Consider the following 23,728-nt stretch of genomic DNA (forward strand, 5'->3'; position numbering starts at 1 on the left):
GCAGCGGTTTTCTACCAGCCCGCGCGCCGCGGTCCTGCAGGTGGACAATCGCTGCGCGAGCTGTCCACCTTACTCGACACGACGGCGCTCAGCCGCCGGCCTTCTCCTCGATCAGCCAGTCAAGGCGCCAGCCGCCCTGGCTCTGCGCCAGCTGCGTCGCCAGATACGGCAGCAGCTCGCGCAGCTCCTCCTCCAGCGGCCACGGCGGATTGGCGATGGCCAGACCGGAGCCGTTGAGGCCGGCCGGGTTGTCGGCGGGATGCACCCACAGCTCGGCGCGCAGCAGCTTGGGCGCGCCGCTCCTGGCCAGATCCTGATAGAAGCGCTTGAGCTGGCGCTGATCCTTGATCGGATACCAGATCGCCACCACCGCCTGGCGCATGCGGGCGATGGCGGTGTGCAGCGACTCGACGCAGCGCTCCAGCTCGTCGGCCTGCTCGAACGGCGGGTCGATCAGCAGCAGCGCGCGCTTCTCCGCCACCGGCAGCAGCGCCTTGGCCAGGTGCCAGCCCTCGCCCAGGTGCACGGTCACCCGGCGGTCGCCGGCCATGTTGGCCTTGAGCAGTTGGCCGTCCTCGGGGTGCTTCTCGTTGAGCAGCACGCGATCCTGGGCGCGGGTCAGGCGGCGGGCGATCTCCGGCGAACCGGGGTAGTAGCGCAGGCCGCCGGCGGGATTGAGCGCCTCCACCACCGCGCGGTAGTCGGCCAGCACGGCCGGCAGCTCGTCGTTCTGCCACAGACGGCCGATACCCTGCAGCCATTCGCCGGTCTTGCCGGCCTGCTCGCCGGCCAGGTCGTAGAGGCCGACGCCGGCGTGGCTGTCGAGGTAGGCGAAGGGTTTGTCCTTGCGCGCCATGAGGGCGAGCAGACGGCAGAGGACTGCGTGCTTGAGCACGTCGGCATGGTTGCCGGCGTGGAAGGCGTGGCGGTAGTTCATCGGCGGATCCGCAACTGGCGGGCCGGGCGCGCACAGCGGCCGGCGCGAAGGGTGGGTCGGGGCATGCGGCGAGTTTACCAGCTGCCCCGCTCCGGCGCAGGCGCGCTCGGAGCCGCCGAAGGTCGCGCGCCACGAGGCGCAACATCCTGCGAAAAAAACCTGGATATTTTTCGACCATCCGACAAATCAACAGGTTAGAATCACTTGGCACGCCCAGTGCATGATTTTCCCTGCCCGTCAACCCTATTCGGAGCCTGCCGTGGATACCGCCGCCGTCAACAGCCTGTTCTTCGTCGGCGCACTCCTGGTCGGCGTCAGCATCCTGGTCAGCTCGTTCTCGGCGCGCATCGGCATCCCGGTGCTGGTGATCTTCCTCGCCGTGGGCATGCTCGCCGGGGTCGACGGCATCGGCGGCATCGCCTTCAACGACTACTCGCTGGCCTACCTGGTCAGCAACCTGGCGCTGGCGGTGATCCTCCTCGACGGCGGCATGCGCACCCGGGTCGCCACCTTCCGCGTCGCCCTGTGGCCGGCGATGTCGCTGGCCACCGTCGGCGTGGTGATCACCGCCGGCCTGACCGGCCTGGCCGCCGCCTGGCTGTTCGACCTCAAGCTGCTCGAGGGCCTGCTGATCGGCGCCATCGTCGCCTCCACCGACGCCGCCGTGGTGTTCAACCTGCTCAACGGCAAGGGCCTCAACGAGCGGGTCGGCTCGACCCTGGAGATCGAGTCGGGCAGCAACGACCCGATGGCCATGTTCCTCACCGTGACCCTGATCGGCCTGCTCGCCGCCGGCAAGACCAGCTTCGGCTGGGACGTGCTGCTGTCGCTGGTGATGCAGTTCGGCATCGGCATCGTCCTCGGCCTCGCCGGCGGCTGGCTGCTGCTGCAGCTGGTCAACCGGCTGTCGGTGGCCGACGGCCTGTATCCGCTGCTCACCGTCAGCGGCGGCATCATGATCTACGCCCTGTCCGGGGAGATCGGCGGCAGCGGCATCCTCGCCGTGTACGTCTGCGGCCTGATGCTCGGCAACCGGCCGATCCGCAACCGCCACGGCATCCTGCACATGTTCGACGGCCTGGCCTGGCTCAGCCAGATCGGCATGTTCCTCGTCCTCGGCCTGCTGCTCACGCCCAGCGAGCTGCTGCCGATCGCCGTGCCGGCGCTGCTGCTGTCGCTGTGGATGATCCTGTTCGCCCGCCCGTTGTCGGTGTTCATCGGCCTGCTGCCGTTCCGCGCCTTCCACTTCCGCGAGCGCCTGTTCATCTCCTGGATCGGCCTGCGCGGCGCGGTGCCGGTGATCCTCGCGGTGTTCCCGCTGGTCGCCGGCCTGCCCAATGCCCAGCTGTTCTTCAACGTGGCCTTCTTCATCGTGCTGGTGTCGCTGGTGCTGCAGGGCAGCACCCTCGGCTGGGCGGCGCGCAAGACCCGCGTCGAGGTGCCGCCGCAGCCCTCGCCGATCTCCCGGGCCGGCCTGCAGGTGCATCCGACCAGCCAGTGGGAGATGTTCATCTACAAGCTGCGCGCCGACCGCTGGTGCGTCGGCGCCCCGCTGCGCGAGCTGAAGATGCCCGACGGCACGCGCATCGCCGCGCTGTTCCGCGGCCGCGAGCTGCTCCACCCGAGCGGCAGCACGCGCCTGGCGGCAGGCGACATCCTCTGCGTGATCGGCCACGAGAAGGACCTGCCGGCGCTCGGCAAGCTGTTCAGCGAGGCGCCGAAGAGCGGCCAGGACCTGCGCTTCTTCGGCGACTTCGTCCTCGAGGGCGACGCCGAACTCGGCCCGGTGGCCGCGCTCTACGGCCTCCGGCTGGACGGCGCCGACGGCAGCCAGCAGCTCGGTCCGTTCATCGCCCACCTGATCGGTGGTGAACCCGTGGTCGGCGACCAGGTCGAATGGGCTGGCCGCACCTGGACGGTGGCGCAGATGGAAGGCAACCGCATCCGCAAGGTCGGCCTCAAGCTGCCCGCTGGCGGCGGCGGCCCGGCCTTCCTGCTCTAGATCCGCGCCGCCCGCGGCCGCGCCCACCTTGCCGGTCCGGCGGACCGGCGGTAGGCTTTCCGGTTCCTCAGACGAAACCCCGTACCCATGTTCAAGCTTCGCCCGCTTCTCACCTCCCTGTCCCTCGGTCTGCTGCTCTGCACCGGCCAGGTCGCCGCCGCCGACAACCTGCCTAGCGCCAGCGCGGTGCAGAAGCAGCTTGCCGGCCTCGAGGCCCGCAAGCTGCCGGAAGCCGAGCAGAAGGCCCTGCAGGACACCCTGCAGAAGACCCTCGACCAGCTGCAGCTGCTGCAGAGCAGCAGCGACGAGCTGGCCAGCCTCAAGCAGCGCCTGGCCGCCGCCCCCAAGCTGACCGCCGAGGCGCAGCGCGAACTGGCGCAGCTCAAACCGGTGGCTCCCGACGCGCTGGCCCGGCGCTACGCCGACCTGCCGGTGAGCCAGCTGGAAAGCATGCTCGCCGAGCGCCTGGGCAAGCTCAGCGACTGGCAGGCCGAGCTGAGCCAGGTGACCAATGCGCTGATCAACGCGCAGACCCGACCGGAGCGCGCGCAGGCCGAGATCAGCGCCAACCAGACCCGCACCCAGGTGATCCGCGAGCAGATCAAGAGCGGCCGCGACAACAAGCAGCCGCTCGGCAGCGAACAGCTGGCCCAGTTGCAGGCCGAACTGGCCGCCCGGGAAGCGGTGTCCCAGCTGCGCCGCGAGGAGCTGGCCGGCACCACCGCCCTGCAGGACCTCAGCGCCAGCCAGCGCGCCCTGCTCACCCAGCGCATCGCCCTGCTCGAGGCGGACATCCTCGCCCTGCAGAACACCCTCAACGACAAGCGCCGCGAGGAATCGGCGGAAACCGTCGCCCAGCTGTCGCGCGACAGCCTCGACAACCAGCGCGGCAGCCTGCTCGCCACCCAGTCCGACCTCAACCTGGCGCTCAGCGACTACCTGCTCAAGGCCACCGACCGCTCCAACGCGCTGATCCGCAAGAACATCGAGACCAAGCAGCAGCTCGACGCGCTGAACCAGGCCGAACAGGCCCTCGCCGAGCAGATCGACGTGCTCAAGGGCAGCCTGCTGCTGACCCGCATCCTCTACCAGCAGAAGAACGCCCTGCCCAAGGTCAGCATCGACAACAAGCTCGCCGACGAGATCGCCGACCTGCGCCTGTACCAGTTCGAGCTCAACCAGCGCCGCGCCGACATCGTCAACCCGGCGCAGTACGTCAACAGCCTGCTGGCCGGCCAGCCGGGCGAGAACGTCACCGCCGAGCTGCGCAGCCAGCTCGAGCAGCTGGTGCGCGCGCGCCTGGAGCTGCTCGACCGCCTCAACAGCGAACTGGGCAACCTGCTGACCCAGGCCATCACCCTGCAGCTCAACCAGAAGCAGCTGCTGGCCACCAGCGCCAGCCTGAGCCGCACCCTCGACGAGCAGATGTTCTGGATCGCCAGCAACAAGCCGCTCGACCTCGGCTGGTTCAAGGAGATCCCCGGCCGCCTGCAGCGCCAGCTCGAGGCGCTGCCGCTGCAGGACAGCGCCAAGGCCATCGGCCACGGCCTGATCGGCCAGCCGCTGCTGTTCCTGCCGCTGGTGGTGCTGCTCGCCGCGCTGGTCGCCGGCCGCCCCTGGCTGCGCCGCCAGCTGGCGCGCATCGACGACCAGCTCGACCAGCTGCGCCGCTACCGGCAGATGCTCACCCCGCTGGCGCTGCTCTGCCACTTCCTGCTGGTGCTGCCGCTGCCGCTGATCGTCGCCGCCTGCGGCGTGGTGCTGATCCGTGACCCGCAGGCCGCCACCACGGTGTTCGGCGAGTCGCTGCTCAAGCTGGCGCAGGCCATGCTGGTGTTCGGCGTCGGCTACCGCCTGCTGGCCCGCGGCAGCGTCGCCGAGCGCCACTTCGGCTGGGAGCCGGCGCGGGTGCAGAGCCTGTACCGCCAGGTGCGCTGGCTGGGCCTGGTGGTGATGCCGATGGTGCTGGTGGTGAGCATCGCCGAGCGCCAGCTCAGCGGCCTCGCCGAGGACGTGCTGGGCATCTTCATCGTCCTCGCCGGCTTCCTGCTGATGAGCTGGATCCTGCTGCGCATCATGCTCACCCAGCCGCCGTTCTTCGGCTCGCGGGTACTGCACTTCGTCGCCGCCCTGCTGCTGGTCGGCCTGCCGCTGGCCCACGTGCTGCTGGTCGGCTTCGGCTACTACTACACCGCGCTCAAGCTCACCGGCCGCCTGCTCGACAGCCTGTACATCATCGCCATCTGGACGGTGGTGCAGTCCAGCGTGCTGCACGGCCTCGATGTCGCCGCCCGCCGCCTGGCCCTGCAGCGTGCCGAAGCGCGCCGGCAGACTCCGCCGCGCGAGGGCGCCGAGGGCGGCGAACTGATCGAGGAGCCGACCCTGGCCCTGGAGAAGGTCAACCAGCAGTCGCTGCGCCTGGTCCGCCTGTGCCTGCTGCTCGGCTTCGTCGGCATCTTCTACTTCGTCTGGGCCGACCTGCTGGCGGTATTCACCTACCTCGACAGCGTGACCCTCTACGAGTACACCAGCGGCAGCGGCGAGACCGCGGTGCGCGTGCCGATCAGCCTGAGCGACCTGCTCGGCGCCTTGGTGGTGCTGGCGATCACCCTGGCGCTGGCGCGCAACCTGCCGGGCCTGCTGGAGATGCTGGTGCTGTCGCGCCTCAACCTGGCCCAGGGCAGCGCCTACGCCACCACCACCCTGCTGTCCTACGCCATCGTCGCCTTCGGCCTGGTCAGCACCCTGTCGACCATGGGGCTCAGCTGGGACAAGCTGCAGTGGCTGGTCGCCGCCCTGTCGGTGGGCATCGGCTTCGGCATGCAGGAGATCTTCGCCAACTTCATCTCCGGCCTGATCATCCTGTTCGAGCGCCCGGTGCGCATCGGCGACGTGGTGACCATCGGCAACCTGTCCGGCTCGGTGAGCAAGATCCGCATCCGCGCGACCACCATCGTCGACTTCGACCGCAAGGAAATCATCGTCCCCAACAAGACCTTCATCACCAGCCAGCTGATCAACTGGTCGCTGACCGACACGGTCACCCGCGTCACCGTGCGCATCGGCGTGGCCTACGGCACCGACCTCGACCTGGTGCGCCGCCTGCTGCTGCAGATCGCCCGCGCCAACCCGCGCGTGCTGCGCGAGCCGGAGCCGCAGGTGTTCTTCCTCACCTTCAACGAGAGCACCCTCGACCATGAGCTGCGCATCCACGTGCGCGAACTGGGCGACCGCAACGCGGCGATCGACGAGATCAACCGCGAGATCGACCGCCTGTTCCGCGAGCACGACATCGAGATCGCCTTCCGCCAGCTCGACGTGTTCATCAAGAACCTGCACGGCCAGCAGCTGCAGCTGGTCGCCGGCCAGACCCTGGGCGCCAGCGAGGACAGCCGTCGCAGCGGCGACGAGTGAAGCCCGACGCCCGGCCGACTGGACGCCTTCCGGCAATTCCCAGCACAATGCTCGGGAATTGCCGGAGGCCTTCGTGAAAACCCTCGACCAGCTCCAGTTCGACAACCGTTTCGCCCGCCTGGGCGACACCTTCTCCACCCGCGTGGCGCCGCAGTCCATCGAGCAGCCGCAACTGGTGGTGGTCAGCCCCGCCGCCTTGAACCTGCTCGACCTCGCCCCGGACGAAGCCGAGCGCCCCGAGTTCGTCGAGCTGTGCTCCGGGCACAAGCTGTGGCACGACGCCGAGCCGCGGGCGATGGTCTACTCCGGCCACCAGTTCGGCATGTACAACCCGCAGCTCGGCGACGGCCGCGGCCTGCTGCTCGGCGAGGTGGTCAACGCCGCCGGCGAGCACTGGGACCTGCACCTCAAGGGCGCCGGCTACACGCCCTACTCGCGCATGGGCGACGGCCGCGCCGTGCTGCGCAGCTCGATCCGCGAATTCCTCGCCAGCGAATACCTGGCGGCGCTGGGCATCCCCACCACCCGCGCGCTGTGCGTCACCGCCTCGACCACCCCGGTGTACCGCGAGCGCCCGGAAACCGCCGCCATGCTGCTGCGCCTGGCGCCCAGCCACCTGCGCTTCGGCCACTTCGAGTTCTTCTACTACACCCGCCAGCACGACGCCCTGCGCCAGTTGGTCGAGCACGCCCTCGACGCACACTTCCCGCACTGCCGCGACGCCGCCGCGCCGGCGGGGGCGATGTTCCGCGCGGTGGTCGAGCGCACCGCCGCGCTGATCGCCCTGTGGCAGGCCTACGGCTTCTGCCACGGGGTGATGAACACCGACAACATGTCGCTGCTCGGCCTGACCTTCGACTACGGCCCCTACGCCTTCCTCGACGACTTCGACGCCCGCCACGTGTGCAACCACTCCGACAGTGGCGGCCGCTACAGCTTCGAGAACCAGGTGCCGATCGCCCACTGGAACCTCAGCGCGCTGGGCCAGGCGCTGACGCCGCTGGTGGCGGTGGAGCACCTGCGCGAATCGCTCGGCCGGTTCCTGCCGTTCTACCAGGCGCACTACCTCGAGCGCATGCGCTTGCGCCTCGGCCTGCGCAGCGCCGAGGACGGCGACGAGACGCTGGTGCAGCGCCTGCTGGCGCTGATGCAGACAGGCGGCATCGACTACAGCCTGTTCTTCCGCCGCCTCGGCGAGACGCCGGCCGCCGCGGCGCTGCGTCACCTGCGCGAGGAGTTCGTCGACCTGGCCGGCTTCGATGCCTGGAGCGCCGACTTCCTCGCTCGCCTCGCCCGTGACGGCGCCGACGACGAGACGGCGCGGCGCCAGCGCATGCACGCGGTCAACCCCAAGTACCTGCTGCGCAACTACCTGGCGCAGCAGGCCATCGAGGCGGCGGAAAAGGGCGACTACGCCGTGGTGCGCGAACTGCATGCGGTGCTGTCGCGGCCGTTCGACGAACAGCCGGGGATGGAGCGCTACGCCGCACGCCCGCCCGAGTGGGGCAAGCACCTGGAGATCAGCTGCTCGTCGTGAGCAGCCGGGCATGCCTCAGCCCTGCCCCAGCCGGCGCAGCGCCTCCAGGCGCAAGGCCAGATCCTGCTCCAGCTCGGCCAGCTGGCGCTGCAGGCGCTGGCCGGTCGCCTCGTCGGACGCCGCGGCGAGCGCCGTGCGCAGTCGCGCGCGCTGCTGGAACAGCTCGACCTCGGCCGGCGGCACCCCGGCGGCTTTCATCACCTGAAAGGTCATGCGCAGCCCCGGCGGGGTCTGCAGCCAGGCTTCGTCGATCTCCAGCGGCCGGCCGTGGCCGGCCTTGAGCTGGCCCGCCGCCTCGGCCGCGGCCAGCTTGCGGCCGATTTCCTCGTCCAGTGTGTTCATGCCCCCTCCCCATTGCGCGAACGCAGACCTACAGGCCGCCATGTTACGCCCGCATGCGGCGCGCCGGCGGCGCCTCCGCCGACCGGCACACCTCGACGCCAGGCGCCTCGTATAGATCCATAATGCATATAAACCTTATAAACCTTTCTTTGACCGTCTAAAGAAACCCTTCTATCGTTGCGCCCACCGCCCGCGCCACCGACGCCGGGCCGATACCTCTCCCGAGATTCGTCCCAAGGAATTCCATGCTTCCGGCCTCGCTGTCGCTCTGGTTCGTCGCCGCCCTGCTGCTCTGGGTGCTGTACGCCTTCATCCGCGAGAAGTGGAGCCCGGACATCGTCGCCGCGATCGCCGTCGCCGCGCTGCTGGTCGCCGGCCTGCTCGAGCCCAAGGAGGTGCTCGGCGTGCTGTCCAACTCGGCGCCGGTGACCATCGCCTGCATGTTCGTGCTGTCCGCCGCTCTGGAGCGCACCGGCTGCATCGACGCGCTGGGCAACTGGCTGGGCGAACGGGTCGGCACCAGCCCCACCCGGGTGCTGGTCGGGCTGACGGTGACGGCGCTGGTGGTGTCAGCCGGCCTGAACAACACCCCGGTGGTGGCCATCCTCACCCCGGTGGCGATCGCCCTGGCCAAGCGCGCCGGCACCCTGCCCTCCAAGCTGCTGATCCCGCTGTCCTACGCCACCATCCTCGGCGGCACCCTGACCATGATCGGCACCTCGACCAACATCCTGGTCGACGGCGTGGCGCGCAAGGCCGGCCTCGAGCCGTTCGGCATCTTCGAGATCACCGGTGCCGGGCTGATCCTCGCCGCCGCCGGCATGCTCTACCTGCTGACCATCGGCAAGCGCCTGCTGCCCGCGCGCGAGACCCTCTCCAAGCAGTTGCGCCCGGACCTCGACCGCACCTTCATGAGCGAACTGCTGGTGCCGCACGACTCGCCGGTGATCGGCAAGACCCTCAGCGAGGCCAACCTCAACGGCGGCAGCGGCCTGCAGGTGCTGCAGGTCAGCCGCGACGGCGAGCAGATCAGCCGCCCCGACCACCACTTCGTGCTGCAGGCCGGCGACCTGCTGGCCCTCCACGGCCAGGTCCGGAACGTGGTTGACCTGCGCGAGAGCGGCCACCTGACCTTCAACCGCAGCGACGCCTTCGAGACGGTGAGCAGCCACGACGTGGTGCTCGCCGAGGCCATCGTCGGGCGCAACTCGCGCTACAGCCACCGGCCGATGCGCGACCTCGACCTCAGCGCGCGCTACGGCATCGCCGTGCTCGCCGTGCATCGCCAGGACGAGAACGTGCAGGGCAACCTCGACGACTTCCAGCTGCAGTTCGGCGACGTGATGCTGGTCGAGGGCACGCCGGCGCAGATCAAGCGCTTCGCCGACAACGGCGAGCTGATCAGCCTCAACGCCGTGCAGGAGCGCGCCTTCCGCCGCGACAAGGCGCCGATCGCCCTGCTCGCGACCGCAGCGGTGATGCTGCTGGCGGCCTTCGGCGTGATGCCGATCGAAGGCCTGGCGATCATCGGCGCGGTGGCCGTGCTGGCCACCCGCTGCCTGGACGTGGAAGACGCCTACAAGGCGGTGGACTGGAAGATCCTCAGCCTGATCTTCGGCATGCTGGCGATCAGCATCGCCATGGACAAGGTCGGCCTGGTCAAGCTAATCGTCGAGAACGTCATGGGCCTGCTGCCCTGGGCCGGACCGCTGCTGCTGCTGTCGTTCATCTACCTGTTCACCTCGGTGCTCACCGAGGTGCTGTCCAACAACGCGGTAGCGGTGCTGGTCACGCCGATCGCCATCGGCATGGCCCAGCAGCTCGGCGTCGACCCGCGCGCCTTCGTGGTCGCGGTGATGTTCGCTGCCAGCGCCAGTTTCGCCACGCCGATCGGCTACCAGACCAACACCTTCGTCTACAACGCCGGCGGCTACCGCTTCAGCGACTTCATGAAGGTCGGCATTCCGCTGAACGTCCTGCTGTGGCTGGTCGCCTCGCTGGTGATCCCGCTGTTCTGGCCGCTGACTCCGCTCTGATCCGCCACGGCGGGCAATGCCCCCATCGCGCATGGTGGCATTGACCGCGCGGCGGCGCCCTCGGCATGCTGCACGCTTTTCCCTGCCTCGAAGGAATGTGTGCATGAAAGCGGAAACCCTGGCCATCCACGCCGGCTACAGCCCCGACCCGACCACCAAGGCAGTGGCGGTGCCGATCTACCAGACCACCTCCTACGCCTTCGACGACACCCAGCACGGCGCCGACCTGTTCGACCTCAAGGTCGCCGGCAACATCTACACGCGGATCATGAACCCGACCACCGACGTGCTGGAGAAGCGCGTGGCGGCGCTGGAGGGCGGCGTGGCGGCGCTGGCGGTGGCCTCGGGCATGGCGGCGATCACCTACGCGATCCAGACCATCGCCGGGGTCGGCGACAACATCGTCTCGGTGGCCAAGCTGTACGGCGGCACCTACAACCTGTTCGCCCACACCCTGCCGCGCTTTGGCATAGAGGTGCGCTTCGCGCAGCACGACGACATCGCCGCCCTGGAGGCGCTGATCGACGAGAACACCCGCGCGGTGTTCTGCGAGTCGATCGGCAACCCGGCGGGCAACATCGTCGATCTCAAGGCGCTGGCCGACGCCGCGCATCGCCATGGAGTGCCGCTGATCGTCGACAACACCGTGGCCACCCCGGTCCTCTGCCGGCCGTTCGAGCACGGCGCCGACATCGTGGTGCACTCGCTGACCAAGTACATCGGCGGCCACGGCACCAGCATCGGCGGCATCGTGGTCGACTCCGGCCAGTTCCCCTGGGCCGAGCACAAGGAGCGCTTCCCGCTGCTCAACACCCCGGATGCGTCCTACCACGGCGTCACCTACACCGAGGCGTTCGGCCCGGCCGCGTTCATCGGCCGCTGCCGCGTGGTGCCGCTGCGCAACACCGGCGCCGCGCTGTCGCCGTTCAACGCCTTCCTGATCCTGCAGGGCCTGGAGACCCTGCCGCTGCGCATGGAGCGCCACTGCGAGAACGCCCGCAAGGTCGCCGAGTTCCTCCAGCAGCATCCGCAGGTCAGCTGGGTGAAGTACGCCGGTCTGGTCGACCACCCGGAGCACGAACTGGCGCAGCGCTACATGGGCGGCCAGCCGGCCTCGATCATGTCGTTCGGCATCAAGGGCGGCATCGAGGCGGCGGCGCGCTTCATCGACGCGCTCAAGCTGGTGGTGCGCCTGGTCAACATCGGCGACGCCAAGTCGCTGGCCTGCCACCCGGCCTCCACCACCCACCGCCAGCTCAACGACGAGGAGCTGGCCCGCGCCGGCGTATCCCGCGACCTGGTGCGTCTGTCGATCGGCATCGAGCACATCGACGACATCCTCGAAGACCTCGGCCAGGCGCTGGAAGCGTCCCGCGGCTGAGCCCCGCAGGGTGCGCCGCGCGCACCGCCGCCGCTGCGCATCGGTGCGCACGGCGCACCCTGCATCGCCTTGATATCCGCAGCGCCGGCCCCACACTAGGGACATCACCCCGTGGAGCCTGCCATGACCGAGCCGCTGATCATCCCCTGCCCGCACTGCCACGGGCTCAACCGCATCCCCGCTGCCCGCCTGGGCGACGCGCCGCGCTGCGGGCGCTGCAAGAGCGCCGTGCTGCCGGGCCAGCCGTTCGCCGTCGACGGCGCCGGCTTCGCCGCCCAGCTCCGGGGCGACCTACCGCTGCTGCTCGACGTCTGGGCCGACTGGTGCGGGCCGTGCAAGGCCTTCGCGCCGATCTTCGACCAGGCGGCGCGCCAGCTGAGCGGCCGCGTGCGTCTGGCCAAGCTGGACAGCGAGGCCGAGCCGCAGCTGGCCGGCCAGCTGGGCATCCGCTCGATCCCCAGCCTGATCCTGTTCCGGGACGGTCGCGAGGTGGCGCGGCAGAGCGGCGCCCTGGCGCTGCCGCAGCTGCTCGCCTGGCTGCGCCAGCACGGCGTGGCCTAGGCTGCGCCTTGCGCCCCGCGCTTCGACTTGCCCGGTGCGGCTCGCCGCTCCCGCTACGCTCGGCGGGACAGCCCGGGGCCCGCGCGGCATACTGACGACCTTCGTTTCCCTATTGAGGCCGCCATGCTCAAGCACATCCTCGTCGCCCACGACCTCAGCCCCGAGGCCGACCTGGCCCTGCGGCGCGGCGCTCTGCTGGCCCGCGAGCAGGGCGCACGGCTGACCCTGCTGCACGTCGCGGCGACGGCGGAAGCGGCCGACGCCGCGTGCGTGCGAATGCGCGAGCGCCTGGATGCCTGTGGCGCCTCAGGGGCGCAAGTGCGGGCCTGCCACGGCCAGGCGGTGGCGATGCTGCTACACCAGGCCCGCGGCCTGGAAGCCGACCTGCTGGTGCTCGGCACCCATCACCGGCGGTCGCCGGAAGGCTTCGCCGGCACCACCCTGGAGCGTCTCCTCCACGACAGCCCGGCGCCGGTGCTGCTGGTCGCCGGCCATGACCCGGCGCCCTGGCGCAGCGCGCTGGCCGCGCTGGACTTCTCGCCCTGCGCCAGCCGCGCCCTGCAGCTGGCGCGCAGCCTGCTCGGCGCCGGCGCACAGCTGCACGCACTGCACGTGCACGAGGTGGCGGCGATCCATGCCGGCGAGGATCCGGCCGACCTGGCGTTCCAGAACGAGCTGTTCGAGCGCCTGCTGGGCGAGCAGCAGGCGCTCCTGGATGATGGCGTGCAGCTCAGCCACGAGCTGCGTCAGGGCGAGCGGCTGAGTTGCCTGCAGGCGGTGCTGGCCGAGCGCCGGCCGCAGTTGCTCGCCCTCGGCGCGCACAGCCGCAGCCAGTTGGCCGACACCCTGCTCGGCAGCCTGACCCTGGAGTGCCTGCGTCAGCCGCCGTGCGACGTGCTGGTGGTGCGCTGAGCGCCGCTCAGGCGTTTTCCAGCAGCGCGTGCAGCTCGACGAACTGCTGGGTCAGCTTGTGCCGCGGGTCGAGGAAGATCAGCGGCGTGCAGGCCTGGTGCGACTCGCGCATCTTCACCGAGCTGCCCAGGTACACCGGCAGCACCGGCAGCCGTTCGGCGAGCAGCTCGTCGAGCAGCTGCTGCGGCAGCGCGGCGCGCGGCTGGAACTGGTTGACCACGATGCCCTCGACCTCGAGGTCCTCGTTGTGGTCCTCGCGCAGCTCCTCGATCTCGGCGAGCAGGCCGTACAGCGCCTGGCGCGAGAAGCTGTCGCAGTCGAAGGGGATCAGCACGCGGTCGGCGGCGATCAGCGCCGAAACGGTGTAGAAGTTCAGCGCCGGCGGGGTGTCCAGGTAGATCCGCTCGTAGTCCTCACCCAGCTCGTCGAGCAGTTTGCGCAGCTTGTTGATCTTGTGCTTCTGTTCCAGCTTGGGCTGCAGATCGGCCAGCTCGGCGCTGGCGGTGACCAGGTCGAGGTTGGCGAACGGCGTCTCGACGACCCTGACCCGCGGCTTCTTCACCGCGCCGGCGAGGGTCTGCTGGAAGAAGTCGGCGATGCCGGGCGGGATCTCCGCCCCGACCAGACCGCTGAGGTAGTGGGTGGAGTTGGCCTGGCTGTCGAGGTCGACCAGCAGGGTGCGATAGCCCTGCGCCGCGCTCACCGCCGCCAGATTGCAGGCGATGCTCGACTTGCCGACCCCGCCCTTCTGATTGAACACCACGCGTCGCATACCGCTGTCTCCTTCCATCTGCTCGAGGCGCAGGTGCATTTAAGCCCATTCGCGCCGCGCCGGATACTCAACCGGCAGGCGTCTGGCGCTGCCGCTGCGCCTCGCCGGCCTCGCGCACCAGCAGCTCGGCGAAGCGCTGCACCAGCGGCGACTGCTCGCCGCGCCGGCGCACCAGCCAAACCGCGGTGCTCGCCCCGGGATCGCGCAGGGTGCGCCAGACCACGCCGTCGATGCGCATGCGGCTGAACGAGGCCGGCAATATGGTGACACCGAGGCCGGTGGCGACCAGGCCAATCAGGGTCATCGCCTCGCTGGCCTCCTGGACGATGTGCGGGCTGAAGCCGGCGGCCCGTGCCAGACCGAGCACCTGGTCGTAGAGGCCGGTGCCGAAGCTGCGCGGGAAGAACACGAAGGGCTCGGCGGCCAGCTCGGCCAGGGCGATGGCGCCCTCGAGCGCCTGCGGATGGCCGGCCGGCAGCACCACCACCAGCGGTTCGGCGAACAGCTCCAGCGCCTCCAGGCCGGCGGGCAACGGCTCCAGCGGGCGGATCATGCCCACCTGCAGCAGCCCCTCGCCGACCGCTTCGGCGACCTCGCGGCTGCTCAGCTCGCGCAGGTCGAGGTGCACCGCCGGGCAGGCCTGGCGGAAGGCGCGCAGCGCGCGGGGAATCGTCGAGGTGAACGGCGCCGAGGAGGTGAAGCCGACCTTCAGCTCGCCCAGCTCGCCGGCGCGGGCGCGACGGGTCACCGCCACCGCCTTGTCCAGCTGCGCCAGCACCGCGCGCGCCTCGGGCAGGAACAGTTCGCCGACCGCGCTGAGCGCCACCCGGCGGTTGGTTCGCTCGAACAGGCAGGCGCCGAGTTCGTCCTCCAGCGCCTGGATCTGCTGGCTGAGCGGCGGCTGGGAGATGCCCAGGCGCTGAGCGGCGCGGCCGAAGTGCAGCTCCTCGGCGACGGCGATGAAGTAGCGCAGGTGGCGAAGTTCCATGGCGACCGATCGATCTTCTTTGAGTATCAAACGAGTCGAATAATATATTGGAACTAAGAATGGCACCTCACCTATCCTTGCCCTGAGTTTCCGCTCGGGTCGCCATCCGCGCGCCCGCCCTCTGCCAGCCGCGAGGTTTCCATGAACAGCCTGGTCGCCAGCCACGCGCAGGCGGGCTCCGCCCCCGACGCCGCGCCAAGCCATATCGAGAAGGGCACGGCCGCCTTCCGCCGCACCAACTGGGCGCTGTTCGCCGGCGGTTTCGCCACCTTCGCCCTGCTCTACTGCGTGCAGCCGATGCTGCCGGTGCTGTCGGCGGCCTTCGCCCTCAGCGCGGCCGAGAGCAGCCTGGCGCTGTCGATCTCGACCATCACCCTGGCCATAGGCCTGCTGCTCACCGGCCCGCTGTCCGACGCGGTCGGCCGCAAGCCGGTGATGGTCGCGGCGCTGTGCAGCGCGGCGCTGTGTACCCTGCTCACCCCGCTGATGCCCAACTGGCATGCCCTGCTGCTGATGCGCGCGCTGGTCGGCCTGTCGCTGAGCGGCCTAGTGGCGGTGGCGATGTCCTACCTGAGCGAGGAGATCTACCCCCAGCACCTCGGCCTGGCCATGGGCCTGTACATCTCCGGCAACGCCCTGGGCGGCATGAGCGGCCGGCTTGTCAGCGGCGTGCTGGTCGACTTCTTCTCCTGGCAGGCGGCGGTCGGCCTGCTCGGCGGTCTGGCGCTGCTCGCCGCCCTGCTGTTCTGGCGCCTGCTGCCGGACTCGCGACACTTCCGCCCCACCCCACTGAGCTTCGCCAACCTCGCCGAGGGGCTGCGCCTGCACTTCGGCGACCGCGGCCTGCCGTGGCTGTTCCTCGAGGCCTTCCTGCTGATGGGCGGTTTCGTCACCCTGTTCAACTACATCGGCTACCGCCTGCTGGAGGCACCCTACGGCCTGAGCATGAGCTGGGTCGGCCTGCTCTCGGTGGTCTATCTGTCCGGCACCTACAGCTCGACCCAGGCCGGCGCGCTGGCCGACCGCCTCGGTCGCCACAGGGTGTTCTGGCCGGCGATCCTGGTGATGCTCGCCGGCCTGCTGCTGACCCTGTTCGCGCCGCTGGGGCTGATCCTCGCCGGCATGCTGCTGTTCGCCTTCGGCTTCTTCGCCGCCCACTCGCTGGCCAGCAGCTGGGTCGGCCGCCGCGCCCTGCAGGCGCGCGGCCAGGCCTCGTCGCTGTACCTGTTCAGCTACTACCTGGGCTCGAGCATCGCCGGCACCGCCGGCGGTTTCTTCTGGCAGCACGGCGGCTGGACCGGCGTCGGCCTGTTCATCGCCGCCCTGCTCGTGGTCGCCCTGCTGGTCGCCCTGCACCTGTCGCGCCTGCCGCCCAAGCAGCCGCAGACCTAAGCCGCAGGGTGCGCCGTGCGCACCACCGAGCTCCTCGGTTTCGCGGTGCGCATAGCGCACCCTACCCCGGAAACGACGAAGCCCGATCACAGGATCGGGCTTCTGTCATTACCGCGCGGCTCAGTGGTGGTACTGCGCCGACAGCTCGTGCACTGCCTCGATGAACACGCCGGCATGCGCCGGATCGACTTCCGGGGTGATGCCGTGGCCAAGGTTGAACACGTGGCCGCTGCCGTGGCCGAAGCGCTCGAGGATGCGCGCCACCTCGGCGCGGATCGCCGTCGGGTTGGCGTACAGCACGGTCGGGTCCATGTTGCCCTGCAGGGCCACCTTGTCGCCGACGCGCGCGCGCGCGTTGCGGATGTCGCAGGTCCAGTCCAGGCCCAGCGCGGTGGCGCCGGTGTCAGCCATCGCCTCCAGCCACAGGCCGCCGTTCTTGGTGAACAGGATCACCGGCACCTCGCGGCCTTCGTGCTCGCGGATCAGGCCATGGACGATGCGCTCCATGTAGAACAGCGAGAACTCGCGGTAGGCCGCGTCCGACAGGCTGCCACCCCAGGTGTCGAAGATCTGCACGGCCTGGGCGCCGGCGCGGATCTGGCCGTTGAGGTAGGTGGTCACCGACTGGGCCAGCTTGTCGAGCAGCGCGTGCATGGCCTGCGGGTTGTCGTAGAGCATCGCCTTGGACTTGCGGAAGTCCTTGCTGGAGCCGCCCTCGACCATGTAGGTGGCCAGGGTCCAGGGGCTGCCGGAGAAGCCGATCAGCGGTACGCGGCCGTTGAGCTCGCGGCGGATGGTGCGCACCGCGTCCATCACGTAACCCAGATCCTTCTCCGGATCGGGGATCGGCAGGGCGTCGATGTCGGCCATGCCGTCGATGCGCTTCTTGAAGCGCGGACCTTCGCCGGTCTCGAAGTACAGGCCCAGGCCCATGGCGTCCGGGATGGTGAGGATGTCGGAGAACAGGATGGCCGCATCCAGCGGATAGCGGTCCAGCGGCTGCAGGGTGACCTCGCAGGCCAGCTCCGGGTTCATGCACAGGCTCATGAAGTCGCCGGCCTTGGCGCGGCTGGCGCGGTACTCGGGGAGGTAGCGTCCGGCCTGGCGCATCATCCACACGGGGGTGACGTCGACGGGCTGCTTGAGCAGGGCGCGAAGGAAACGGTCGTTCTTCAGGACGGTCATAACGGCTTCCGGCGAAAATTCAGGCGGACATTGTCGCAAAGCGCAAAGCAAAAGGCACGGCGGGGGCCGTGCCTTTCGTAGCTTGCTTGACCGGGGTCAGCCGCGGCGGGCGACCGCCGCGGTCAACTGCCGGATCAGACGCCCAGGTAGTCGAGGATGCCCTCGGCGGCCTGGCGGCCTTCGAAGATCGCGGTGACCACCAGGTCGGAGCCACGCACCATGTCGCCACCGGCGAAGATCTTCGGGTTGCTGGTCTGGTGCTTGAACTGGCCGGCTTCCGGGGCGATCACGCGGCCCTGGCCGTCGATCCGGATGTCGAACTGCTCGAACCACGGCGCCGGACTCGGGCGGAAGCCGAAGGCGATCACCACGGCGTCGGCCGGCAGGATCTCCTCGGAGCCCGGGATCGGCTCGGGGCTGCGGCGGCCACGGGCATCGGGCTCGCCCAGGCGGGTTTCCACGACCTTGACGCCTTCCACCTTGCCTTCGCCGACGATGGCGATCGGCTGGCGGTTGAACAGGAACTTCACGCCCTCTTCCTTGGCGTTCTTCACCTCGCGGCGCGAACCCGGCATGTTTTCCTCGTCACGGCGATAGGCGCAGGTGACGGTCTTGGCGCCCTGGCGGATCGAGGTGCGGTTGCAGTCCATCGCGGTGTCGCCACCGCCAAGCACCACCACCTTCTTGCCGGCCATGTCGATGAAGTCCTCGGCGGACTTCTCGAAACCGAGGTTGCGGTTGACGTTGGCGATCAGGAAGTCCAGCGCGTCGTAGACGCCCGGCAGGTCCTCGCCGGGGAAGCCGCCCTTCATGTAGTTGTAGGTGCCCATGCCCATGAACACCGCATCGTACTCGGCGAGCAGCTGGTCCATGGTGACGTCCTTGCCCACCTCGGTGTTGAGACGGAACTCGATGCCCATGCCGGTGAACACCTCGCGGCGCCGGCTCAGCACGCTCTTCTCGAGCTTGAACTCGGGGATGCCGAAGGTCAGCAGGCCGCCGATTTCCGGGTTCTTGTCGAACACCACCGGGGTCACGCCGTTGCGCACCAGCACGTCGGCGCAGCCGAGGCCGGCGGGGCCGGCGCCGATCACCGCGACACGCTTGCCGGTCGGCTTGACCTTGGACATGTCCGGACGCCAGCCCATGGCGAAGGCGGTGTCGGTGATGTACTTCTCCACCGAGCCGATGGTCACCGCGCCGAAGCCGTCGGCCAGGGTGCAGGCGCCCTCGCACAGGCGGTCCTGCGGGCAGACGCGGCCGCAGACTTCCGGCAGGGTGTTGGTCTGGTGCGACAGCTCGGCGGCGGCGAGGATGTTGCCCTCGGAGACCAGCTTCAGCCAGTTGGGGATGAAGTTGTGCACCGGGCACTTCCACTCGCAGTACGGGTTGCCACAGCCCAGGCAGCGGTGCGCCTGCTCGGAAGCCTGCTGCGGCTTGAACAGGTCGTAGATCTCGACGAATTCCTTCTTGCGCTGGCGCAGCAGCTTCTTCTTCGGATCCTTGCGCGCGACTTCGATGAACTGGAAGTCGTTGTTCAGACGTTCAGTCATATCAGAACCTCTTTGCAGCAGCCTCAAGTCACGTGCTTCAAGCTGCGAAACTCATCAGGGTAACCGGCCGGCCACCACCCTGGAAGGCGGGGCCGGCGGCTCGAGCGGCCTTACTGCGGGTTGGCCCGGGTGCTGGACAGCAGGCTCTTCAGGCTGGCGGCCTTGGGCTTGACCAGCCAGAAGCGGCGCACGTAGTCGTCCAGGTTGTCGAGGATCTGGCGGCCCCAGGCACTGCCGGTTTCCTCGACGTACTCGACCATCACCCGGTACAGGTGAGTGCGATAGGCCTCCATGGCTTCGCCGCTGATGCGCTGCAGGTCGACCAGCTCGTGGTTGACGCGGTCGAAGAAGCTGTTGTCCTCGTCCAGCACGTAGGCGAAGCCGCCGGTCATGCCCGAACCGAAGTTGTAGCCGGTCTTGCCGAGCACGCAGACGAAACCGCCGGTCATGTACTCGCAGCAGTGATCACCGGTGCCTTCCACCACGGCATGCGCGCCGGAGTTGCGCACCGCGAAGCGCTCGCCCGCGGTACCGGCGGCGAACAGCTTGCCGCCGGTGGCGCCGTACAGGCAGGTGTTGCCGATGATGGCGCTTTCCTGGCTCTTCAGCGCGCTGCCGGCCGACGGGGTGATGACCACCTTGCCGCCGGTCATGCCCTTGCCGACGTAGTCGTTGGCGTCGCCTTCCAGGTACAGGTTGAGGCCGCCGGCGTTCCATACGCCGAAGCTCTGTCCCGCGGTGCCCTTGAAGCGGAAGTTCAGCGGCGCGTCGACCATGCCCTGGTTGCCGTGACGACGAGCGATCTCGCCGGAGACACGGGCACCGATGGAACGGTCGCAGTTGCAGATGTCGAGGACGAACTCACCCCCGCTCTTGGCCTCGATCGCCGGCAGGGCCATCTCGACCATCTTCTCGGCGAGCAGACCCGGGTCGAACGGCGGGTTCTTCTCGACCTCGCAGTACTGCGGCTTGTCGGCCGGGATGTGCGCGCTGCCGAGCAGCGGGGTCAGGTCCAGGTTGCCCTGCTTGGCGGTCTCGCCCGGCAGCACCTCGAGCAGGTCGGTACGACCGATCAGCTCGCCCAGGCTGCGCACGCCGAGCTTGGCCAGCCACTCGCGGGTTTCCTCGGCGATGAAGGTGAAGAAGTTCATCACCATCTCGACGGTGCCGATGAAGTGGTCCTTGCGCAGCTGGTCGTTCTGGGTGGCCACGCCGGTGGCGCAGTTGTTCAGGTGGCAGATGCGCAGGTACTTGCAGCCCAGGGCGATCATCGGCGCGGTGCCGAAGCCGAAGCTCTCGGCGCCGAGGATGGCCGCCTTGATCACGTCGAGACCGGTCTTCAGGCCGCCGTCGGTCTGCACCCGTACCTTGCCGCGCAGGTCGTTGCCGCGCAGGGTCTGGTGCGCCTCGGCCAGGCCCAGTTCCCATGGGCTGCCGGCGTACTTGATCGAGGTCAGCGGCGAGGCACCGGTGCCGCCGTCGTAGCCGGAGATGGTGATCAGGTCGGCGTAGGCCTTGGCCACGCCGGCGGCGATGGTGCCGACACCCGGCTCGGCGACCAGCTTGACCGAGACCAGCGCCTGCGGGTTGACCTGCTTGAGGTCGTAGATCAGCTGGGCCAGGTCTTCGATCGAGTAGATGTCGTGGTGCGGCGGCGGCGAGATCAGGGTCACGCCGGGCACCGCGTAGCGCAGGCGGGCGATCAGCGGGTTGACCTTGCCACCCGGCAGCTGGCCGCCCTCGCCGGGCTTGGCGCCCTGGGCGACCTTGATCTGCAGCACTTCGGCGTTGACCAGGTACTCGGCGGTGACGCCGAAGCGGCCGGTGGCCACCTGCTTGATCTTCGAGCTCTTGATGGTGCCGTAGCGCGCCGGATCCTCGCCGCCCTCACCGGAGTTGGAGCGCGCGCCCAGGCGGTTCATCGCCTCGGCCAGGGCCTCGTGGGCCTCCGGCGACAGCGCACCGAGGGAGATGCCGGCTGCGTCGAAGCGCTTGAAGATGGCGCTGAGCGGCTCGACTTCGGCCAGCGGCAGCGGCTGCTCGGCCACCTTGACCTTGAGCAGGTCGCGGATCATCGACACCGGGCGCTGGTCGACCAGCGCGCTGTAGTCGCGGAAACGCGCGTAGTCACCCTGCTGTACGGCTTCTTGGAGCAGGCGCACCACGTCCGGGTTGTAGGCGTGGTATTCGCCGCCATGCACGTACTTGAGCAGACCGCCCTGCTGGATCGGCTTGCGCACGTTCCAGGTCTCGGCGGCCAGCAGCTTCTGCTCGGCCTCTAGGTCGACGAAACGCGCGCCCTGGATGCGGCTGGCAACGCCGCGGAAGCTCAGCTCGACCACCTCGTCGGCCAGACCGATGGCTTCGAACAGCTGGGCGCCACGGTAGGAGGCCACGGTGGAGATGCCCATCTTCGACAGGATCTTCAGCAGGCCCTTGGAGATGCCCTTGCGGTAGTACTTGAACACCTCGCGCAGGTCGCCGAGCACCTCGCCGCTGCGGATCAGGTCGGCCAGCACCTCGTAGGCGAGGAACGGGTAGACCGCGGTGGCGCCGAAGCCGATCAGCACGGCGAAGTGGTGCGGATCGCGGGCGGTGGCGGTCTCGACCAGGATGTTGCAGCTGCAGCGCAGACCGGTCTCGGTCAGGCGGTGGTGCACGGCACCGACCGCCAGCGCGGCGTGCGCCGGCAGCTTGCCAGGCGCGATGTGGCGGTCGGACAGCACCAGCAGCACCTTGCCGGCGCGCACGGCGGCCTCGGCCTGGTCGGCGATGTGGCGCACCGCCGCCTCGAGCCCGACCGATTCCTCGTAGTTGAGGTCGATGATGTGCCGCTCGAAGCCCGGACGGTCGAGGGTCATCAGGGTCTGCCACTTGGCCGGGGAAATCACCGGGGTGTTGAGGATCGCGCGGTTGGCGTGATCGGCGGTTTCCTCGAAGACGTTGCGCTCGGCGCCCAGGCAGGTCTCCAGGGACATGACGATCGCTTCGCGCAGCGGGTCGATCGGCGGGTTGGTGACCTGGGCGAACTGCTGGCGGAAGTAGTCGTAGGGCGAACGCACGCGACGGGACAGCACCGCCATCGGGGTGTCGTCGCCCATCGAGCCGACCGCCTCCTGGCCCTGCTCGGCCAGCGGACGCAGCACCTGGTCACGCTCCTCGAAGGTGACCTGGAACATCTTCATGTACTGCTTGAGCTGCTCGCCGTCGTAGGACGCGCTGGAGGTGTCGTCCTCCATGCCGGCCTGGATGCGCAGGGCGTTCTGGCGCAGCCACTGACGGTAGGGGTGACGGGCCTTCAGGCGATTGTCGATGTCGGCGGTATGCAGCACCTGGCCGGTCTCGGTGTCCACGGCGAGGATCTGGCCCGGGCCGACGCGGCCCTTGGCGATGACGTCCTCGGGGGCGTAGTTCCACACGCCGACCTCGGAGGCCAGGGTGATGTAGCCGTTACGGGTGGTGACCCAGCGCGCCGGACGCAGGCCGTTGCGGTCGAGCAGGCACACGGCATGGCGACCGTCGGTCAGCACCACGCCGGCCGGGCCGTCCCACGGCTCCATGTGCATGGAGTTGTATTCGTAGAAGCTGCGCAGCTCGACGTCCATGGTCTCGACGTTCTGCCAGGCCGGCGGAATGATCATGCGCAGACCGCGGAACAGGTCCATGCCGCCGGTGACCAGCAGCTCGAGCATGTTGTCCATGCTCGAGGAGTCGGAACCGGTGCGGTTGACCAGCGGAGCGATGCTCTCCAGGTCCGGCAGCAGTTCGTTGGTGAACTTGCTGCGCCGCGCCACCGCCCAGTTGCGGTTGCCGGTGATGGTGTTGATCTCGCCGTTGTGGGCGAGGAAGCGGAACGGCTGGGCCAGCGGCCACTTCGGCAGGGTGTTGGTGGAGAAGCGCTGGTGGAACACGCAGATCGCGGTTTCCAGGCGCTCGTCGCCGAGGTCGGGATAGAAGCTGGCGAGGTCCGCCGGCATCATCAGGCCCTTGTAGATGATGTCCTTGGCCGACAGGCTGCAGACGTAGAAGTCGGCGTCGTCCTTCAGCGCCACTTCGGCGCGGCGGCGGGCGAAGAACAGCTTGATCGCCATCTGCTGGTCGTCGAGGCCCTCGCCGCTGACGAACACCTGCTCGATGCGCGGCAGGCATTCCAGGGCCAGACGGCCGAGCACCGAGGTGTCCACCGGCACCACGCGCCAGCCGACCAGGGTCAGGCCCTGGGCAGCGATCTCGGCGTTGAGCGCCTCGCGAGCGCGCGCTGCCTGGGTTTCGTCCTGGCTGAGGAACACCATGCCGACCGCGTACTGGTCGGGCAGATGCACGCCGAACTGCTCGGCAGCCAGCACGCGCAGGAAGCGATCGGGCTTCTGCAGCAGCAGGCCGCAGCCGTCGCCGGTCTTGCCGTCGGCGTTGATGCCGCCGCGGTGGGTCATGCAGGTCAGGGCTTCGATGGCGGTCTGCAGCAGATGGTGGCTGGGTTGCCCGTGCATGTGGGCAATCAGACCGAAGCCGCAGTTGTCCTTGAATTGTTCAGGTTGGTACAGACCAGCTTTCATAGACACTCTCACCGGCTAGCTTCTATTCGATTCGGGCGTTTTTTTCGCAACTTTTACCGCTTTCCTACCATTTTACTGGCGCTTGTTGCGATCACGGATGCGCCATTGTAGCGCGCGGGACATGACCGAAAAAGCAAAAATGGCGCTTTGGCGAAAATTT

General features: G+C 69.0%; 15 protein-coding genes. 8 read left to right on the forward strand and 7 right to left on the reverse strand.

Translation table 11 applies throughout. The features are described 5' to 3' along the window. Positions 1–88 precede the first annotated feature (88 nt). Positions 89–937, reverse strand: coding sequence for a 23S rRNA (adenine(2030)-N(6))-methyltransferase RlmJ (locus BLT78_RS14245; RefSeq protein WP_090349597.1), 849 nt, complete (start codon positions 935–937; stop codon positions 89–91). Between the two features lie 220 nt (positions 938–1,157). Here BLT78_RS14245 and BLT78_RS14250 point away from each other — a divergent pair, with 220 nt between their 5' ends. From BLT78_RS14250 to selO, 3 genes are all read left to right on the forward strand, one after another. Then, entirely contained in the window at positions 1,158–2,939 is a 1,782-nt protein-coding gene (locus tag BLT78_RS14250) for a potassium/proton antiporter (RefSeq protein ID WP_408003086.1), read from the forward strand. A gap of 87 nt (positions 2,940–3,026) precedes the next feature. After that, on the forward strand, positions 3,027–6,353 hold the full coding sequence (gene mscK / locus BLT78_RS14255; RefSeq protein ID WP_090349599.1) for a mechanosensitive channel MscK: 3,327 nt from the start codon (positions 3,027–3,029) through the stop codon (positions 6,351–6,353). A 73-nt stretch (positions 6,354–6,426) separates the two neighbouring features. Continuing rightward, entirely contained in the window at positions 6,427–7,890 is a 1,464-nt protein-coding gene (selO, locus tag BLT78_RS14260) for a protein adenylyltransferase SelO (protein WP_090349600.1), read from the forward strand. A gap of 15 nt (positions 7,891–7,905) precedes the next feature. Here selO and BLT78_RS14265 read toward each other — a convergent pair whose 3' ends face one another. Then, positions 7,906–8,232: a DnaJ family domain-containing protein gene (locus BLT78_RS14265; RefSeq protein ID WP_090349601.1), complete on the reverse strand. Its 327-nt coding sequence runs from the start codon at positions 8,230–8,232 to the stop codon at positions 7,906–7,908. A gap of 245 nt (positions 8,233–8,477) precedes the next feature. Here BLT78_RS14265 and BLT78_RS14270 point away from each other — a divergent pair, with 245 nt between their 5' ends. The 4 genes from BLT78_RS14270 to BLT78_RS14285 all read left to right on the forward strand — a co-directional run bounded on the left by BLT78_RS14270 (position 8,478) and on the right by BLT78_RS14285 (position 13,122). Continuing rightward, entirely contained in the window at positions 8,478–10,268 is a 1,791-nt protein-coding gene (locus BLT78_RS14270; RefSeq protein ID WP_090349602.1) for an SLC13 family permease, read from the forward strand. A gap of 103 nt (positions 10,269–10,371) precedes the next feature. After that, positions 10,372–11,649, forward strand: a complete 1,278-nt coding sequence (locus BLT78_RS14275; protein ID WP_090349603.1) for a bifunctional O-acetylhomoserine aminocarboxypropyltransferase/cysteine synthase — start codon at positions 10,372–10,374, stop codon at positions 11,647–11,649. A gap of 123 nt (positions 11,650–11,772) precedes the next feature. Continuing rightward, a complete protein-coding gene (trxC, locus tag BLT78_RS14280) occupies positions 11,773–12,210 on the forward strand; it encodes a thioredoxin TrxC (RefSeq protein ID WP_090349604.1) in 438 nt (145 codons plus the stop codon). A 123-nt stretch (positions 12,211–12,333) separates the two neighbouring features. Beyond that, a complete protein-coding gene (locus BLT78_RS14285; RefSeq protein ID WP_090349605.1) occupies positions 12,334–13,122 on the forward strand; it encodes a universal stress protein in 789 nt (262 codons plus the stop codon). A gap of 7 nt (positions 13,123–13,129) precedes the next feature. On the opposite strand, the gene BLT78_RS14290 is transcribed toward BLT78_RS14285, so the two are convergent. Both BLT78_RS14290 and BLT78_RS14295 read right to left on the reverse strand, forming a co-directional pair. After that, complete coding sequence (locus BLT78_RS14290; RefSeq protein WP_090349606.1) at positions 13,130–13,894, reverse strand: ParA family protein; 765 nt, start codon at positions 13,892–13,894, stop codon at positions 13,130–13,132. Between the two features lie 67 nt (positions 13,895–13,961). Then, positions 13,962–14,882: a LysR family transcriptional regulator gene (locus BLT78_RS14295; RefSeq protein WP_090349607.1), complete on the reverse strand. Its 921-nt coding sequence runs from the start codon at positions 14,880–14,882 to the stop codon at positions 13,962–13,964. A gap of 141 nt (positions 14,883–15,023) precedes the next feature. On the opposite strand from BLT78_RS14295, the gene BLT78_RS14300 reads away from it, so the two are divergent. Continuing rightward, on the forward strand, positions 15,024–16,274 hold the full coding sequence (locus BLT78_RS14300) for an MFS transporter (RefSeq protein WP_090349608.1): 1,251 nt from the start codon (positions 15,024–15,026) through the stop codon (positions 16,272–16,274). A 120-nt stretch (positions 16,275–16,394) separates the two neighbouring features. On the opposite strand, the gene hemE is transcribed toward BLT78_RS14300, so the two are convergent. From hemE to gltB, 3 genes are all read right to left on the reverse strand, one after another. Beyond that, on the reverse strand, positions 16,395–17,459 hold the full coding sequence (gene hemE / locus BLT78_RS14305) for a uroporphyrinogen decarboxylase (RefSeq protein ID WP_090349609.1): 1,065 nt from the start codon (positions 17,457–17,459) through the stop codon (positions 16,395–16,397). A 134-nt stretch (positions 17,460–17,593) separates the two neighbouring features. After that, entirely contained in the window at positions 17,594–19,012 is a 1,419-nt protein-coding gene (locus BLT78_RS14310; RefSeq protein WP_090349610.1) for an FAD-dependent oxidoreductase, read from the reverse strand. Positions 19,013–19,122: 110 nt separating this feature from the next. Then, positions 19,123–23,568 carry a glutamate synthase large subunit gene (gltB, locus tag BLT78_RS14315; protein WP_090349611.1) on the reverse strand — a complete coding sequence of 1,482 codons (4,446 nt, stop codon included), beginning with the start codon at positions 23,566–23,568 and terminating at the stop codon, positions 19,123–19,125. Positions 23,569–23,728 lie beyond the last annotated feature (160 nt).

Source organism: Pseudomonas oryzae (genome assembly GCF_900104805.1).
GTDB lineage: Bacteria > Pseudomonadota > Gammaproteobacteria > Pseudomonadales > Pseudomonadaceae > Geopseudomonas > Geopseudomonas oryzae.

What these genes read in the sequence shown, in the direction of transcription:
- BLT78_RS14275 (WP_090349603.1), top strand. Translation starts at nt 10,372, where the DNA reads ATGAAAGCGGAAACCCTGGCCATCCACGCCGGCTACAGCCCCGACCCG.
- trxC (WP_090349604.1), top strand. Translation starts at nt 11,773, where the DNA reads ATGACCGAGCCGCTGATCATCCCCTGCCCGCACTGCCACGGGCTCAAC.
- BLT78_RS14300 (WP_090349608.1), top strand. Translation starts at nt 15,024, where the DNA reads ATGAACAGCCTGGTCGCCAGCCACGCGCAGGCGGGCTCCGCCCCCGAC.
- gltB (WP_090349611.1), bottom strand. Translation starts at nt 23,568, where the DNA reads ATGAAAGCTGGTCTGTACCAACCTGAACAATTCAAGGACAACTGCGGC.
- BLT78_RS14310 (WP_090349610.1), bottom strand. Translation starts at nt 19,012, where the DNA reads ATGACTGAACGTCTGAACAACGACTTCCAGTTCATCGAAGTCGCGCGC.
- BLT78_RS14290 (WP_090349606.1), bottom strand. Translation starts at nt 13,894, where the DNA reads ATGCGACGCGTGGTGTTCAATCAGAAGGGCGGGGTCGGCAAGTCGAGC.
- hemE (WP_090349609.1), bottom strand. Translation starts at nt 17,459, where the DNA reads ATGACCGTCCTGAAGAACGACCGTTTCCTTCGCGCCCTGCTCAAGCAG.
- BLT78_RS14285 (WP_090349605.1), top strand. Translation starts at nt 12,334, where the DNA reads ATGCTCAAGCACATCCTCGTCGCCCACGACCTCAGCCCCGAGGCCGAC.
- BLT78_RS14245 (WP_090349597.1), bottom strand. Translation starts at nt 937, where the DNA reads ATGAACTACCGCCACGCCTTCCACGCCGGCAACCATGCCGACGTGCTC.
- BLT78_RS14295 (WP_090349607.1), bottom strand. Translation starts at nt 14,882, where the DNA reads ATGGAACTTCGCCACCTGCGCTACTTCATCGCCGTCGCCGAGGAGCTG.
- BLT78_RS14270 (WP_090349602.1), top strand. Translation starts at nt 8,478, where the DNA reads ATGCTTCCGGCCTCGCTGTCGCTCTGGTTCGTCGCCGCCCTGCTGCTC.
- BLT78_RS14265 (WP_090349601.1), bottom strand. Translation starts at nt 8,232, where the DNA reads ATGAACACACTGGACGAGGAAATCGGCCGCAAGCTGGCCGCGGCCGAG.
- BLT78_RS14250 (WP_408003086.1), top strand. Translation starts at nt 1,158, where the DNA reads ATGATTTTCCCTGCCCGTCAACCCTATTCGGAGCCTGCCGTGGATACC.
- mscK (WP_090349599.1), top strand. Translation starts at nt 3,027, where the DNA reads ATGTTCAAGCTTCGCCCGCTTCTCACCTCCCTGTCCCTCGGTCTGCTG.